The organism is Nocardia sp. NPDC004860 (assembly GCF_040609015.1).
In the GTDB taxonomy this organism is placed as follows: Bacteria; Actinomycetota; Actinomycetes; order Mycobacteriales; family Mycobacteriaceae; genus Nocardia.
Map to the genome: position 1 here is coordinate 50,792 of NZ_JBEXJI010000040.1, position 15,345 is coordinate 66,136.

Consider the following 15,345-nt stretch of genomic DNA (forward strand, 5'->3'; position numbering starts at 1 on the left):
CCGGTGGTGCCCGCTCGCGGCGTTCACCTGCTCAGACCATAGGATAGTGACTCGTGACTCCAGCTGACCTTGCAGATCTCCTTCGTGCTACCGCGGCGAAGGTACTTGTCGAACGTGGATCAGACCCTGCGATCCTGCCCGACGAGGTCAAGGTGGAGCGTCCCCGCAACCCCGAGCACGGTGACTATGCCACGAATGTGGCCATGCAGGTAGGCAAGAAGGCGGGAATGAACCCCCGCGATTTCGCGACGTTGCTGGCCGAGGCGCTGTCGGCCGCCGAGGGCATCGAGGCCGCCGAGGTCGCGGGACCGGGCTTCCTGAATATTCGCCTGGCCAAGGCCGCGCAGGGCGCTATCGTCGAGAAGATCCTCGAGGCGGGTGCGAAGTTCGGCACCGCGGACGCTCTCGGGGGCACGAAGATCAACCTCGAATTCGTCTCCGCCAACCCGACGGGCCCGATCCACCTGGGTGGAACCCGCTGGGCCTCGGTCGGCGACGCGCTCGGCCGGATCCTGGCGGCCCAGGGCGCGGACGTGACCCGCGAGTACTACTTCAACGACCACGGCGCGCAGATCGACCGCTTCGCCAACTCGCTGGTGGCCGCCGCGCTGGGACAGCCGACCCCCGAGGACGGTTACGCGGGCGCGTATATCAACGAGATCGCCGACACCGTCGTGAAGGCCAACCCGGGTGTGCTGGAACTCCCGGAGGCCGAGCGCCACGAGCTGTTCCGCCGCGAGGGCGTCGAGCTCATGTTCGCGCACATCAAGCAGACGCTGCACGATTTCGGCACCGACTTCGACGTCTACTTCAACGAGAGTTCGCTGTTCGCCTCCGGCGCGGTCGAGCAGGCCATCGAGACGCTGAAGGCGTCCGGCAAGCTGTACGAGAAGGACGGCGCCTGGTGGATCGCCTCCACCGAATACGGCGACGACAAGGACCGCGTCGTCATCAAGAGCGACGGCAAGTCCGCCTACATCGGCGGTGACATCGCCTACTTCCAGAACAAGCGCTCGCGCGGTTTCGATCTGTGCATCTACATGCTCGGTGCGGACCACCACGGCTACATCGGCCGTCTCAAGGCCGCCGCGGCCGCGTTCGGCGACAACCCGGACACCGTCGAGGTGCTCATCGGCCAGATGGTGAACCTGGTGAAAGATGGTGCCGCCGTTCGCATGTCGAAGCGCGCGGGCACCGTCGTCACCCTCGACGACCTGGTCGAGCAGATCGGCGTGGACGCGGCGCGGTACTCGCTGGTGCGCTCCTCGGTGAACTCCAGCATCGACATCGACCTGGACCTGTGGACCCGGCAGGACAGCGAGAACCCGGTCTACTACGTGCAGTACGCGCACGCGCGCACCAACCAGATCCTCGGTAACGCGGCCGCGTTCGACTACGCCTCGGTCACACCGGATTTCGCGCTGCTGACCGATGACCGCGAGGGCGCGCTCATCCGCACGCTGGGCGAGTACCCGCGCGTGGTGGCCACCGCCGCCGAGATGCGGGAGCCGCACCGGGTCGTGCGCTACCTCGAGGAACTCGCCGGGGCCTACCACCCCTTCCAGTCCGACAAGACGCTGCGCGTCATCCCGCAGGGCGACGACGTGGTCACCCCGCTCAATGCTGCTCGCCTCGAGCTGGTCAAAGCCACCCGTCAGGTTCTCGCCAACGGCCTCGGCCTCCTAGGCGTCAGTGCACCGGAGCGTATGTAGATGAGTGCTCACCCCGCAGGACCCCGCCACGCGGACATCCCGCACGCGCCCACGCTCGCCGAGCGCCCCAGCGCACCGGCGCAGATGATCGAACTGCCCGCGAATGTGTGGCCGCGCAACGCCGCTCGCGACGCCGACGGCGTGGTGCGGCTGGCGGGCGTGCCGGTGCACGAGCTGGCCGCCGAGTACGGCACCCCGCTGTTCGTGATCGACGAGGACGACTTCCGCTCCCGCTGCCGGGACATGGTCCGCGCCTTCGGTGACGGCGCGCGAGTCCACTACGCCTCCAAGGCATTCCTGTGCGGCGAGGTCGCCCGCTGGATCCGTGACGAGGGCCTGCACCTGGACGTGTGCTCCGGCGGCGAGCTGTCGGTGGCGCTGCACGCCGGCTTCCCGGCCGAGCGGATCGCCCTGCACGGCAACAACAAATCGGTGCCCGAGCTGGAGATGGCGGTCGGGGCGGGCGTCGGCGACGTGGTCGTCGACTCGCTGATCGAGATCGAGCGCCTGGAGGCGGTGGCCAAGCGCGCCGGCAAGGTGGTGGACGTGCTGATCCGCGTCACCGTCGGCGTGGAGGCCCACACCCACGAGTACATCTCGACCGCGCACGAGGACCAGAAGTTCGGCTTCTCCATCGCCGGCGGCGACGCCATGCAGGCCATCGCCCGGGTCTTCGAGTCCGACAATCTGCGCCTGGTCGGCCTGCACTCGCACATCGGCTCGCAGATCTTCGAGATCGACGGCTTCGAGATCTCCACCCGCCGCATGCTGGGCCTGCTGCGCGAGGTCGCCGACAAGTTCGGCATGGAACGCGCCGAACAGATGCGCGTGCTGGATCTCGGTGGCGGCCTGGGCATTTCGTACCTGCCGCACGAGGATCCGCCGGCCCTGGACGGCTTCGCGGCCAACCTGCGCCGCATCGTGGCAGAGGAGGCCGAGCGGGCCGGGCTGCCGGTGCCGACCATCGCGGTCGAGCCGGGCCGCGCCATCGCCGGTCCCGGCACCGTCACCGTCTACGAGGTCGGCACCATCAAAGATGTTGTGCTCGACGGTGGTAATCGCCGACGCTATGTGAGCGTCGACGGCGGCATGAGCGACAACATCCGTCCCGCCCTGTATCAGGCCGAGTACGACTGCCGCCTGGTCTCGCGCTCCAGCGAGGCCGGTCCGGTGGTCGCGCGAGTGGTCGGAAAGCATTGCGAGAGTGGGGATATCGTCATCCGCGATACCTGGCTCCCGGCCGATGTGGGCCCGGGCGACCTGGTGGCGGTGGCCGCGACCGGCGCGTACTGCTACTCGATGTCGAGCCGCTACAACATGCTCACCCGGCCCGCGGTGGTCGCGGTGCGAGATGGCAAGGCGCGCTTGATCCTTCGCCGCGAAACGGTGGAGGACCTACTCAGCTTGGAGGTGAAGGCATGACCGAGAACAGAAACGGCGTGTGGGGACAGGATCATCCCATTGGCGTGGCCGTCCTCGGCATGGGCACGGTCGGCACCGAGGTGGTCCGCATCATTCGTGACCACGCCGACGACCTGAGCAACCGGGTCGGCGCTCCGGTCGTGCTGCGCGGTGTCGCGGTGCGCGACCTGAGCAAGGACCGCGGCCTGCCCGCCGAGCTGATCACCACCGATGCCGAGGCCCTGGTCACCCGCGACGACGTGGACATCGTGGTCGAGGTCATGGGCGGCATCGACCCGGCCCGCGACCTGATCAAGTCCGCGCTCACCAAGGGCAAGTCGGTGATCACCGCGAACAAGGCACTGCTCGCCGATTACACCGGCGAGCTGGCCGCCGCGGCCGAATCCAACCGTGCCGACCTGTACTTCGAGGCCGCCGTCGCCGGGGCCATCCCGGTGATCCGCCCGCTCATCCAGTCGCTGTCCGGCGACCGGGTCAACCGCGTGGTCGGCATCGTCAACGGCACCACCAACTTCATCCTCTCGGCCATGGCCGAGACCGGCGCGGACTACGGCGACGTGCTGGCCGAGGCCACCCGCCTGGGCTACGCGGAGGCCGACCCGACCGCCGATGTCGAGGGCTACGACGCCGCCGCCAAGGCCGCCATCCTCGCCTCCGTGGCCTTCCACACCCGCGTCACCTCCGGTGATGTGTACCGCGAGGGCATCTCCAAGATCACCTCCGAGGATCTGGAGACCGCGGCGGCCGTGGGCTGCACCGTGAAGCTGCTGGCCATGGCCGAGCGCGTCACCGACGACGGCGGCAAGGAGAAGATCTCCGTGCGCGTCTACCCCGCCCTCATCCCGCGCAAGCACCCGCTGGCCGCAGTCAACGGCGCGTTCAACGCCGTGGTCGTGGAGGCCGAGAACGCCGGCCGGCTGATGTTCTACGGTCAGGGCGCCGGCGGCGCGCCGACCGCCTCGGCCGTCATGGGCGATCTGGTGATGGCGGCGCGCAACAAGTTCTACGGTGGCCGCGCTCCGGGCGAATCGGTCTATGCTGAGCTGCCGATCGCTTCGATCGGCGACACCCCGACCCGCTACCACGTGAACCTGCAGGTGGCCGACCGCACCGGTGTGCTGGAAGCGGTCGCCGGGGAATTCGCCAAGCACAGTGTGAGCATCTCGACGGTCCGGCAGGAAGGCCACGACGTCGGCGCTCGCCTGGTCGTGGTGACCCACCATGCGCAGGAATCCGCGCTTGCGGATACCGTTGCCGCATTGGCCGAACTGGACTCCGTCACGTCCGTGACCAGTGTTCTGAGATTGGAAGGCACCGAGGAATGAGTGCAACCGCACGCGCGACAGCCGTGCATACGCCGTGGCCGGGTCTGATCGACGCCTACCGCGATCGGCTCGCGATTCCCGCTGACTGGGAAGCCGTCACTCTCTTCGAGGGCGGCACCCCGCTGGTGCCCGCGCATCACCTCTCCGAGCTGACCGGCTGTGAGGTGTACCTCAAGGTCGAGGGCGCGAACCCGACCGGTTCCTTCAAGGACCGCGGCATGACCATGGCCATGACGGATGCGAAGTACAACGGCAAGACCGCCGTGCTGTGCGCCTCCACCGGCAACACCTCGGCCTCGGCCGCGGCGTACGCCACCCGCGCCGGTCTGCACTGCGCGGTGCTGATCCCGTCGGGCAAGATCGCCATGGGCAAGCTGGCCCAGGCGGTCATGCTGGGCGCGAAGATCATTCAGGTGGACGGCAACTTCGACGACTGTCTCGAGCTGGCTCGCAAGGTCACCGCGGACTTCCCCGAGGTCGGCCTGGTGAACTCGGTCAACCCGGCCCGCATCGAGGGCCAGAAGACCGCGGCCTTCGAAATCGTGGACGCGCTGGGCAAGGCGCCCGATGTGCACGTGCTGCCGGTCGGCAATGCGGGCAATATCACCGCGTACTGGAAGGGCTACAGCGAGTACCACGCCGACGGCATCACCAGCTCGCGCCCGCGCATGCTGGGTGTGCAGGCCGCCGGCGCCGCGCCGCTGGTCAACGGCGCTCCGGTCGCGAACCCGGAGACCGTGGCCACCGCCATCCGGATCGGCGCGCCCGCGTCGTGGAACGGCGCCATGAACGCCAAGACGGAATCGGGCGGCGCGTTCCGCGCGGCCACCGACGAGGAGATCCTGGCCGCGTATCACCTGGTCGCGGCCAAGGAGGGCGTGTTCGTGGAGCCCGCTTCCGCTGCCTCGGTGGCCGGTCTGCTGGCCGCGCGCGCCGAGGGCTGGCTGGATTCCGGCCTCACCGTGGTCTGCACGGTGACCGGCAACGGCCTCAAGGATCCGGACAACGCGCTCAAGGGCATGCCCGAGGTGACGCCGATCGCGGTCGACCCGGTCGCCGTGGCCCACGAACTCGAGCTGGCCTGAGTTGAATTCTCGTGATGGTCAGCTCCGTGAGCGAGCGGAGCGAGGGAACCATGTCACAGCCGCTTCGCGGTACGACGGTACCGAGCGCCGGCGAGGCACCGGCGTGACGCGGACGCTGCCCGCCGGAATCTCTGTCACCGTGCGGGTTCCGGCGTCGAGCGCCAACCTGGGCCCGGGTTTCGATTCTCTCGGAATCGCTTTGGGGCTGTACGACGAGATCACGGTGTCCACCACCGACTCCGGACTGACCATCAGGGTGGAGGGCGAGGGCGCCGACGATGTGCCCTGGGGCCCTTCGCATCTGGTGGTGCGCGCCGTCGAGCGCGGCCTGCAAGCCGCGGGCGTCTGGGCCGACGGCCTGGACGTGGTGTGCCGCAACGTGATTCCGCACTCGCGGGGCATGGGCTCGTCGGCGTCGGCCGCGGTGGGCGGCCTGGCGGCCGGACGCGGGCTGGCCGCGAAATTCGATCCGGAGCTGGCCTACGGCGATGACGTGCTGGTCCAGCTGGCCGGTGAATTCGAAGGCCACCCGGATAATTCGTCCGCCAGCATCCTGGGCGGATTCGTGGTGTGCTGGACGGAGACCGACCGTTCCGCGGACGAAAACGGCAGTGCCGACGCGCATCACGCCCGCCTGTACCGTGCGGTGCGGCTGGAGCCGCATCCCTCGCTGCGGCCGGTGGTGCTCATTCCCGAGGAACGCTCCGCCACCGCGCACACCCGCGGCCTGCTCCCGGAGACGGTTCCGCACGGGGACGCGGCCTTCAATGCCAGCCGGTCCGCGCTCGCGGTAGTTGCCTTGACGCAGCGGCCCGACCTGCTGCTTCCCGCCACGGCCGACCGGCTACACCAGGGCTACCGCGCCTCGGCGCTGCCGCTCACCACCAAATGGGTGGAGCGATTGCGTGCCGCGGGCATCGCGGCCACCGTCTCGGGCGCGGGCCCGACCGTGCTCGCCTTCGCGACCAGCGAATTCCCCGAAGAACTGCGCGAACTCGCCATCGCGGACGGCATGCGCGTTCTCGAGCCGGGCATCGCCGGCGGCGTCTCGGTGGATTGACAGCGCGCCTGCCTTGCCGATGCAAAAGGTGGGAGCTATCCTGAGCGAGTCCGTACATCGTGCGCGTCAGACGCCGGTGCTTCATCAGGGCAAATCGCTCCAGAGGCTCCTTGCTCAGGCTCGAGGCTTGAGGCTCGAAACTTGGGGGTAGCCAGTCAACTGGAATGATCTCTCCCACCTTGTGAGTTGGATGAGCACCAGCACTCGGTGGCGAAGCCCACGTGGTGGCAACCCCACCGGCCCGGCGGGACAGGCGATACGGCATCCGAGTCCGGCACGTGACCGGACTGCAGGAGGAACCCTCGAACAGGCACACGGCGGTCGAGGGAAGGAAAGGATTTCCGTGACAGATACGGACCTGCTCGCGACACCCGGGACGGATAGCGATTCAGCGTCCTCGGGTAGCCGCGAAAGTGACTCCGGACAGATTTCGAAGATGAGCGAACAAACTGACGTCGCACGATCGGGGCTGACTGGAATGTTGTTGCCGCAGTTGCGTGCGCTTGCGGGAGAGCTCGGTATCCGAGGCACTTCCGGGATGCGTAAGGGTGATCTCATCGCCGCTATCAAGGAGAACCAGGCCGGGGGCGCCAAGCCTGTTGCCACCACCGGCGGCAAGCCCACGCGGAACGCGAAGGCCAAGACCGAGGACGCGCCGAACGGCGGAGAGTCCGTGTCGGCCCCCGCGCGCGAGGTGAAGAAGGCCGCTGCTGTTGCCGACTCCGCTCCGGCCACGGCCGAGGTGAAGGCGGAGGCGAAGGCCGGCCACGCGGACAAGGTCGAAGCGCGCAAGGCCGACACCGAGTCGCGCCAAAACGCTTCGGAGACTCGCGAATCCAAGCGCGAGGAGGGCGAGAACGCCCGCGCCGAGGGCGGCGACGACAGCCGGGACGGTGGCCAGCGCGGCCGCGGTCGCCAGCGCCGGGGCCGCGAGCAGCGTGGCGCCGCCACCGCCGAAACCACCGCCGAGGCTCCCGCCGCCGACAAGGGCGAGCAGGAGGGCGGCGAGCGCCGTCGCGATCGTGGCAACCAGGGCGATCGCCGCGAGCAGGGCCAGCGCACCGACCAGGGCGAGCGCAACCAGCAGAGCCAGAACGGCGCCGGCCGCGGCAACCAGCGCGATGATCGCGGCGGTGACGACGAGGAAGGCGGCCGCGGCCGCCGGGGCCGTCGCTTCCGTGAGCGTCGTCGCGGGCGGGACCGCGAGGGCGGCGCCGCCGGTGGCGAGGCCCGCGAGATGGAGATCCGCGAGGACGACGTCCTGCAGCCGGTCGCCGGCATTCTCGACGTGCTCGACAACTACGCGTTCGTCCGGACCTCCGGCTACCTGGCCGGCCCGAACGACGTGTACGTCTCGATGAACCTGGTCCGCAAGAACGGCCTGCGCCGCGGTGACGCCATCACCGGTGCGGTCCGCGCCCCGCGCGACGGCGATCAGAGCAACCAGCGGCAGAAGTTCGATCCGCTGGTGCGGTTGGACACGGTCAACGGCGCGGATGTCGAAAGTGCCAAGCGCCGACCGGAATTCAACAAGCTGACCCCGCTGTACCCGAATCAGCGACTGCGGCTGGAGACCCAGCCGAACAAGCTGACCACGCGCATCATCGATCTGATCATGCCGATCGGTAAGGGTCAGCGCGCGCTGATCGTGTCCCCGCCCAAGGCGGGTAAGACCACGATCATGCAGGACATCGCGAACGCGATCTCGGTGAACAACCCCGAGTGCTACCTGATGGTGGTGCTGGTGGACGAGCGTCCCGAGGAAGTGACCGATATGCAGCGCTCGGTGCGCGGCGAGGTCATCGCCTCCACGTTCGACCGGCCGCCGAGCGACCACACCTCGGTCGCCGAGCTCGCCATCGAGCGCGCCAAGCGCCTGGTGGAGCAGGGTCAGGACGTCGTCGTGCTGCTCGACTCGATCACCCGATTGGGCCGTGCGTACAACAACTCGTCCCCGGCCTCGGGCCGAATCCTTTCCGGTGGTGTGGATTCCACCGCGCTGTACCCGCCCAAGCGGTTCCTCGGCGCGGCCCGCAATATCGAGAACGGCGGCTCGCTCACCATCATCGCCACCGCGATGGTGGAGACCGGTTCCACCGGTGACACGGTCATCTTCGAGGAGTTCAAGGGCACGGGTAACGCCGAGCTCAAGCTGGACCGCAAGATCGCCGAGCGCCGCGTGTTCCCGGCGGTCGACGTCAACCCGTCCGGCACCCGCCGCGACGATCTGCTGATGTCGCCCGACGAGGCCGCGGTCCTGCACAAGCTGCGCCGCGTGCTCTCCGGCCTGGATTCACATCAGGCCATCGACCTGCTGGTCGACCGGTTGAAGAAGACCAAGAGCAATGTCGAGTTCTTGATGACGGTCTCCAAGACCGCCCCGGGCGCACTCGACGAATGAGCCTGTAGCACAAGGCTATTGACGACGGCGGCTCCGCTTCTGCGGAGCCGCCGCCGTCGTTCCGGCAGTGCCTGCGGTTTTCCCGGGACCGGGCGCGGGCTGTAGAAGAACAGTCCGATCAGCGCGCCGCCGGCGATCATGAAGCCGAGAATGAGCGCGGTCACGGCACCGGACACATCCGCTGCCGTGACCGCTGTGCAGGTGAGGGTGGCGTCCCCCCGCAGCGGGATGGGGGCCGGGTTCAGCGGTCCCACCGCGTTGCCGGACTCTCCGGGAGCCATCCACCAGCCCGCTACCGCCAGCAGCGTCAGTGTGACCAGGATCGCCCCCGCGACGAGCTCCGCGCCCCGCCGGTCTGCCCTCCCGGCCTCGGCGGGCACGGTGACGGGGGACGGACCCCCGATCGTCGCGTCCTTCCTGGTCACTGCCGTCCTTCCGATGGTCGCGGGACTCTCACCTGGGCAAACTCTATGAACATGAGTGTTCGTAGTCCTGAGTAGCGAGCTACTCGACTTCCAGCCTCACTGGAATACCCGGAATATGCGTGCCCGTAGTTTTATGGGGGAACGGCCGGGAACAAACGGGTCCAACCACCTGTTCACGACGGTGTCACCCCTCGTGACGACCACTCGCCCGCGGCACATATACTGTTCCGTCGGCAACCATGCCTAGTCGGTTCCGGTTCACGTCTCGCATCGCCAGGCGACCCGGAGCCTTTCGAAAGGACACCCATGAAGGCAGGAATTCACCCCACGTACGTGGACACCACGGTCGTGTGTGGCTGCGGCAACACCTTCCAGACCAAGAGCACCAAGGAGTCGGGCCAGATCACGGTCGAGGTCTGCTCCCAGTGCCACCCGTTCTACACGGGCAAGCAGAAGATTCTGGACACCGGTGGCCGCGTGGCTCGCTTCGAGGCCCGCTACGGCAAGCGCGACAAGGCTGCCAAGTAGCTGTCCCGCCGACGCCCGTCCCGCACCCGCGGGCCGGGCGTCTGTGTTTAATTGCCTCCGCTTCGCTCCGGCCGTTCGCGGCCCTGCAAGCTCGATTCTTCCCTCCTCCGCTCCTCCGCTTCGCTCCCCCGCTCCGTCAGTCCAGAATCGAGCCGGGCCGCGAACCGTGGGCGGTTCCTCTCTCGCTTATGTTCAGAACCACGTTCTCGAAGGAGTTCACACGCCATGGCCGACAAGCAGGCGGCCCCGTCCGCGATCGATGACATCCTGGCTGAGTACACGGGTCTGGAAACCCAGCTCGCGGACCCGGCGCTGCACAACGATCCGGGTGCGGCACGGCGTGTGGGCAAGCGGTTCGCCGAGCTCGGGCCGATCATGGCCACCTACAACAAGTTGAAGACCGCGCGGGAGGATCTCGCGGCCGCCGAGGAGCTGGCGGCCGACGATTCGTCCTTCGCGGCGGAGGTCCCGGGCCTGCAGGAGCAGGTGGAGGAGCTGGACAAGCAGCTCACCGACCTGCTCGCGCCACGCGACCCGCACGACTCCGACGATGTCATCCTCGAGGTGAAATCCGGTGAGGGCGGCGAGGAATCGGCGCTGTTCGCCTCCGATCTGGCCCGCATGTACCTGCGCTACGCGGAACGGCACGGCTGGAAGGTCGAGGTGCTCGGCGTCACCTACTCGGATCTGGACGGGTACAAGGACGCCAGCTTCTCCATCAAGAGCAAGGAAGCGACCCGCGACGGCGTGTGGTCCAAGCTCAAGTTCGAGGGCGGCGTGCACCGCGTGCAGCGTGTGCCGGTCACCGAATCCCAAGGGCGCATTCATACTTCGGCCGCGGGCGTGCTGGTGTACCCGGAGCCGGACGAGGTCGAGGAAGTCGAGATCGACGAGAAGGACCTGCGGATCGACGTCTACCGGTCCTCCGGCAAGGGCGGCCAGGGCGTCAACACCACCGACTCGGCCGTGCGCATCACCCACCTGCCCACCGGCCTGGTGGTGACCTGTCAGAACGAACGCTCGCAGTTGCAGAACAAGATTCGCGCCAAGCAGGTGCTGGCGGCGCGGCTGCAGGCCCTTGCCGAGGAACAGGCCGATGCCGACGCGGCCGCGGGCCGGGCCTCGCAGATCCGCACGGTGGACCGCTCCGAGCGCATCCGCACCTACAACTTCCCGGAGAACCGCATCGCCGATCACCGCATCGGTTTCAAGGCACACAACCTGGACTCGGTGCTGGATGGCAACCTCGATGACCTGTTCAACGCCCTGGGCGAAGCCGACCGCACCGCCCGCCTCGCCGCGGAATAAGCGGAATAACCGGCATACCCTCACAGTCAGCGTTCGGCGGCCAGTATCGTCTCCCAACGTGGCAACTGATTTCGTCGCGCCCGGGGTAACTCCTCGGGTACGTCCAGAATCGGTTCGGCACGTGACCGTCGACACGGATGCATGGCGGTCGACGGCTGTTGGCCGTCCGCTGAAGGCTCGGAGAGGCGGGGGAGTGAAAGGCTGCGAACCGTGAGTCGTGTACCGTTGCGCCCCGCCGTCCGGGAGGCCGTCGAGATCCTGGCCACGGCCGGGGTCCACAGCCCCCAGGCCGACGCGGAATACCTTGCGGCACATGTGCTGGGCGTCGATCGCGGGCGCCTCGCCCTGATGCCCATGCTCACCCCCGATCAGCTGGAGGAGTACCGCAAGCTGGTCGCCAGACGGGCGGAACGCGTTCCGCTGCAGCACCTTACGGGCACCGCGGCGATGGGGGAGATCGACCTCGCGGTCGGCCCCGGCGTCTTCGTCCCGCGCCCGGAGACGGAATTGCTGTTCGCCTGGGCGCTCGCTCAGCTCGAAGCCCTCGGCCATGAGCATCAGCCGATTGTGGTGGACCTGTGCACCGGTTCCGGCGCCCTGGCCCTGGCCATCGCCCACGCCCGCCCCGATGTCCAGGTGCACGCCGTCGAACTCGACACCGAGGCCTTGGCCTGGGCCCGCCGCAATGCGCGGCAACTGGCCGACGAGGGCGACACCCCGATCGACCTGCACGCCGGCGACGTCACCGACCCCGCCCTCCTCGCGCAGCTCAACGGCCGGGTGGACGTGGTCGTCTGCAACCCGCCCTACATCCCCGAGGACGCCGAACTCGATCCCGAGGTGATCGACCACGACCCGCACCGCGCCCTCTTCGGCGGCCCCGACGGCCTGTCCGTCATCCGCCCCATGACCGCCACCATCGCCCGCCTGCTGCGCGAAGACGGCACGGTGGCAGTCGAACACGACGACACCAACGGCTCCGGCGTCGCCGCCCTCTTCGCCGCCCACGGCGGCTTCACCGACATCGTCGAACACCCCGACCTCGCCGGAAAGCCCCGCTTCGTCGTGGCCCGCCGCACCGCCGGCTGACGGTTACTCGGGGCTGCCCTCGATCTCCACGCCGTGCCAGAACGCGACATGATCCTTGATCTTGCGCGCCAGCGGGCTCGGCTTCGGGTAGTACCAGGCCGCGTCCGGATTCTCCTTCCCGTCCACCGTGACCGAGTAATAGCTCGCAATGCCCTTCCACGGGCACACGGTGTGGTGAGAGCTCTCGCTGAAGAACTCCCGTTTCAACGATTCCGCCGGAAAGTACTGATTCCCCTCGACCTCCACGGTCCGCGGAGCCTCGGCGATGACCGTCCCGTTCCAGATCGCACGCATCATGAGTCGTGCCTCCTTCGTCGCCCCCGAGCCTACGTTCGCCCGGCCTCTCCGCAATCCGTGAGAGTGCCGATCCTGCGAATTCACGCCCCGGGACGCTCGTCGTTTCCCGCGGCAGCAGCCGCAGGGCCCTTTCCAGTGCTCGCGGCCGGTCGCACTCACCCGGTCGGCGTTCGGGGCCGGGGCTGCGACGTCTTGTCGAGGGTTCAAGGCCCGGGCTCCAGCGGCTCGTCGGAGGTTCGGGGGCGGAGCCCCCGGGATTCCCGGGCTTTCAGGGGCTTGCCCCTGAGAGCTATCGAGAGTTGATCCGTGCCAAGATGTCAGCCGTGAGTACCGTCTACGACTGTGCCGATCCCGACTCCCGCGCCGCCGGCCTGAGTGCCGCGCGCAGCACGCTGAAGTCCGGGCGATTGGCGGTCATTCCGACCGACACGCTCTACGGACTCGCTGCCGACGCGTTCGACAGTCAGGCGGTGAGCGCACTGCTGGCCGCCAAGCGGCGCGGGCGGGACATGCCGGTGCCGGTGCTGGTCGGGTCGTGGAACACCATCGACGGACTGGTCTTCTCGGTGCGTCCGCAGGCCCGCGAGCTGATCCGCGCCTTCTGGCCGGGCGGGCTGAGTCTCGTTGTGCAGCAGGCTCCTTCGCTGGCCTGGGATCTCGGTGACGCGCGCGGCACGGTGATGCTGCGCATGCCGCTGCACCCGGTCGCGCTGGAGCTGCTGCGCGAGGTGGGTCCGCTGGCGGTGTCGAGCGCGAACGTCTCCGGGCAGCCGCCCGCCACCACGGTCGCCGAGGCGCAGGCGCAGCTGGGCGATTTGGTCGGGGTGTACCTCGACGGCGGACCGGCCGATCACGCGGTGGCGTCCACCATCGTCGATCTCACCGCCGACACCCCGCGCATTCTGCGCGAGGGCGCGGTGCCGGTCGAGAAGGTCGCGGAGGTGCTCGGCATGTCGCCCGAGGAGCTCCGTCAGGCGGGCGCGCGGTGACGGCCCGTTAAATGCTGCTGAGTCAGGGCGTATTCAGCCAGGGCGCGGTCGTCCCGCTGCGGGAGCTGCTGCTGGTGCTGCTCGTCGCCACGGTCATCGCCTACCTGACCACCGGGGGAATCCGGGTGCTGGCCATCGCCTTCGGCGCGGTCGCCATTCCGCGTGAGCGCGATGTGCACGTGAAGCCGATTCCGCGAATGGGCGGGCTGGGCATCTACCTGGGCCTGCTGGCGGCCGTGCTGTTCGCCCACCAGCTGCCCGCCCTGCGCCGCGGATTCGACTATCCCAAGGACATTCCGGCGGTGCTGGCCGCGGCCACGCTCATCGTGCTGGTCGGCATCATCGACGACCGCTGGGGCCTGGACTGGCTGACCAAACTGGTCGGCCAGATCACCGCGGCGGGTGTGATGGCGGTGATGGGCCTGAGCTGGGTGGCCATCTACAACCCCTTCACCAACGAGACCGTGGTGCTCGATCCGCTCCAGGGTGGTCTGGTGACGGTGGGCATCACGGTGACGGTCGTGAATGCCATGAATTTCGTGGACGGCCTGGATGGTTTGGCCGCGGGCCTCGGTTTCATCGCGGCGGTCGCGGTTTTCGTGTTCACCGTGGGTTTGCTCTATGAGGTGGGCGGTTCCACCGATACCTATCCGCCCGCGTTGCTGGCCGCGGCGCTGGCCGGTGCGTGCCTGGGATTTCTGCCGCACAATTTTTCTCCAGCCCGCATTTTCATGGGTGATACCGGCTCCATGCTCATCGGATTGATGCTGGCCGCGGTGTCCACCGGCGCTTCCGGGCGAATTCCGCTGCAGGGTTACGGCCCGCGCGACATCGTGGGTCTGCTGTCGCCGTTGTTGCTGGTGGGTGCGGTGATGTTCATTCCGGTACTCGATCTTGTTTTGGCGGTGGTCCGTCGTGTTCGCGCAGGTGTGAGCTTTTCCACTCCGGACAAAATGCATCTGCATCACCGTTTGCTGCAGATCGGGCATTCGCAGCGCCGCGTAGTGCTGGTGATCTATCTGTGGGTGAGTGTGCTCGCATTCGGCGCGGTCGGGACCTCGCTGATCTCGGATCGGCGCATGGTGGTGCTGCTGTTCGCGGCCGGACTGGTTTTCGCGCTGATCGTCACCGCGGTGCCGTCCTGGCGGGAACTGAAGATCAACTCGGTCCGCAAACCGCCCCGCGATCGCGATCACGCCGCCGGGTAGAGTTGCTGAACGTGAGCACGCCTTCCGATCCCGGTCCCGACGCCCCGCTGCGCGCGGCACTGCGCTATGGCATCGCCGGTTTGGCTGTGCTGGTTGTGGTTTCGGCCATCCTCTCGACGGTCTTCGCGGGCCTGCCCGGCCTGTGGGGCGCGTTGATCGGCGCCGCCCTGGGTGGCGCCTTCATCCTCACCACCGCCGCCTCGGTGTTGTTCAGCGCGAAGATCGAATCCGGCCTGCAGGGCATCGTGCTGCTCGGCAGCTGGGTCGGAAAGCTGCTGCTGACAGTGATTGTCGTCGCAGTGCTCCAGCAGTACGACTTCTACAGCCGCGGCGCGCTGTTCTGCACCGTGGTCGCCGCGCTGCTCATCGTGCTGGGTGCGGAGACGTACGGTCTTCTGCGCCAACGGGTTCCGACCGTGCAGGTGGACCGGGACCTGTAGCCGCGGGACCCCTGCGGCGACCTCGCGAAACACCGTTCATCACGCGTTTCCGCGAC

Annotated in this window: 14 protein-coding genes; 12 read left to right on the plus strand and 2 right to left on the minus strand. The window is 68.1% G+C overall.

Annotation, left to right across the window (positions count from 1 at the left end; translation table 11 throughout):
- Positions 1 to 53: 53 nt before the first annotated feature.
- The 6 genes from argS (at position 54) to rho (ending at position 9,005) form a co-directional block, all read left to right on the plus strand.
- A complete protein-coding gene (gene argS, locus ABZV44_RS41490) occupies positions 54 to 1,712 on the plus strand; it encodes an arginine--tRNA ligase (RefSeq protein WP_354849509.1) in 1,659 nt (552 codons plus the stop codon).
- Complete coding sequence (lysA, locus tag ABZV44_RS41495) at positions 1,713 to 3,134, plus strand: diaminopimelate decarboxylase (RefSeq protein ID WP_354849512.1); 1,422 nt, start codon at positions 1,713 to 1,715, stop codon at positions 3,132 to 3,134.
- Positions 3,131 to 4,459: a homoserine dehydrogenase gene (locus ABZV44_RS41500; protein WP_354849515.1), complete on the plus strand. Its 1,329-nt coding sequence runs from the start codon at positions 3,131 to 3,133 to the stop codon at positions 4,457 to 4,459. Before lysA ends, ABZV44_RS41500 begins: the two co-directional genes overlap by 4 nt.
- A complete protein-coding gene (gene thrC, locus ABZV44_RS41505; protein ID WP_354849517.1) occupies positions 4,456 to 5,544 on the plus strand; it encodes a threonine synthase in 1,089 nt (362 codons plus the stop codon). The genes ABZV44_RS41500 and thrC overlap by 4 nt, the downstream gene beginning before the upstream one ends.
- 103 nt (positions 5,545 to 5,647) lie before the next feature.
- The gene (gene thrB / locus ABZV44_RS41510; protein WP_354849520.1) at positions 5,648 to 6,604 is read left to right on the plus strand and encodes a homoserine kinase; all 957 of its coding nucleotides are present in this window, start codon (positions 5,648 to 5,650) and stop codon (positions 6,602 to 6,604) included.
- Positions 6,605 to 6,947: 343 nt separating this feature from the next.
- Positions 6,948 to 9,005: a transcription termination factor Rho gene (rho, locus tag ABZV44_RS41515; protein WP_354849523.1), complete on the plus strand. Its 2,058-nt coding sequence runs from the start codon at positions 6,948 to 6,950 to the stop codon at positions 9,003 to 9,005.
- Here the strand turns inward: rho and ABZV44_RS41520 are convergent.
- Positions 8,903 to 9,430, minus strand: a complete 528-nt coding sequence (locus ABZV44_RS41520; protein WP_354849526.1) for a hypothetical protein — start codon at positions 9,428 to 9,430, stop codon at positions 8,903 to 8,905. The genes rho and ABZV44_RS41520 overlap by 103 nt on opposite strands.
- Positions 9,431 to 9,736: 306 nt before the next feature.
- Between ABZV44_RS41520 and rpmE the strand changes: the two genes are divergently transcribed.
- From rpmE to prmC, 3 genes are all read left to right on the plus strand, one after another.
- Entirely contained in the window at positions 9,737 to 9,958 is a 222-nt protein-coding gene (rpmE, locus tag ABZV44_RS41525; protein ID WP_040856062.1) for a 50S ribosomal protein L31, read from the plus strand.
- A 225-nt stretch (positions 9,959 to 10,183) separates the two neighbouring features.
- On the plus strand, positions 10,184 to 11,266 hold the full coding sequence (gene prfA, locus ABZV44_RS41530; protein WP_354849528.1) for a peptide chain release factor 1: 1,083 nt from the start codon (positions 10,184 to 10,186) through the stop codon (positions 11,264 to 11,266).
- Between the two features lie 210 nt (positions 11,267 to 11,476).
- Positions 11,477 to 12,355, plus strand: a complete 879-nt coding sequence (prmC, locus tag ABZV44_RS41535; RefSeq protein WP_354849530.1) for a peptide chain release factor N(5)-glutamine methyltransferase — start codon at positions 11,477 to 11,479, stop codon at positions 12,353 to 12,355.
- Between the two features lie 3 nt (positions 12,356 to 12,358).
- Here the strand turns inward: prmC and ABZV44_RS41540 are convergent, their stop codons facing one another.
- Entirely contained in the window at positions 12,359 to 12,652 is a 294-nt protein-coding gene (locus tag ABZV44_RS41540; protein WP_354849533.1) for a DUF427 domain-containing protein, read from the minus strand.
- A gap of 323 nt (positions 12,653 to 12,975) precedes the next feature.
- Here ABZV44_RS41540 and ABZV44_RS41545 point away from each other — a divergent pair, with 323 nt between their 5' ends.
- Genes ABZV44_RS41545 through ABZV44_RS41555 form a run of 3 tightly spaced genes read left to right on the plus strand, consistent with a single transcriptional unit; the run spans position 12,976 to position 15,289 of the window.
- Positions 12,976 to 13,641 (plus strand): L-threonylcarbamoyladenylate synthase, encoded by a 666-nt coding sequence (locus tag ABZV44_RS41545; protein ID WP_354849536.1) that lies wholly within the window; start codon positions 12,976 to 12,978, stop codon positions 13,639 to 13,641.
- A gap of 11 nt (positions 13,642 to 13,652) precedes the next feature.
- On the plus strand, positions 13,653 to 14,849 hold the full coding sequence (locus tag ABZV44_RS41550; RefSeq protein WP_354849539.1) for an MraY family glycosyltransferase: 1,197 nt from the start codon (positions 13,653 to 13,655) through the stop codon (positions 14,847 to 14,849).
- A 2-nt stretch (positions 14,850 to 14,851) separates the two neighbouring features.
- Positions 14,852 to 15,289, plus strand: coding sequence for a hypothetical protein (locus tag ABZV44_RS41555; protein ID WP_354849541.1), 438 nt, complete (start codon positions 14,852 to 14,854; stop codon positions 15,287 to 15,289).
- Positions 15,290 to 15,345 lie beyond the last annotated feature (56 nt).

What these genes read in the sequence shown, in the direction of transcription:
- lysA (WP_354849512.1), top strand. Translation starts at nt 1,713, where the DNA reads ATGAGTGCTCACCCCGCAGGACCCCGCCACGCGGACATCCCGCACGCG.
- ABZV44_RS41500 (WP_354849515.1), top strand. Translation starts at nt 3,131, where the DNA reads ATGACCGAGAACAGAAACGGCGTGTGGGGACAGGATCATCCCATTGGC.
- thrC (WP_354849517.1), top strand. Translation starts at nt 4,456, where the DNA reads ATGAGTGCAACCGCACGCGCGACAGCCGTGCATACGCCGTGGCCGGGT.
- rpmE (WP_040856062.1), top strand. Translation starts at nt 9,737, where the DNA reads ATGAAGGCAGGAATTCACCCCACGTACGTGGACACCACGGTCGTGTGT.
- prfA (WP_354849528.1), top strand. Translation starts at nt 10,184, where the DNA reads ATGGCCGACAAGCAGGCGGCCCCGTCCGCGATCGATGACATCCTGGCT.
- ABZV44_RS41540 (WP_354849533.1), bottom strand. Translation starts at nt 12,652, where the DNA reads ATGATGCGTGCGATCTGGAACGGGACGGTCATCGCCGAGGCTCCGCGG.
- ABZV44_RS41550 (WP_354849539.1), top strand. Translation starts at nt 13,653, where the DNA reads ATGCTGCTGAGTCAGGGCGTATTCAGCCAGGGCGCGGTCGTCCCGCTG.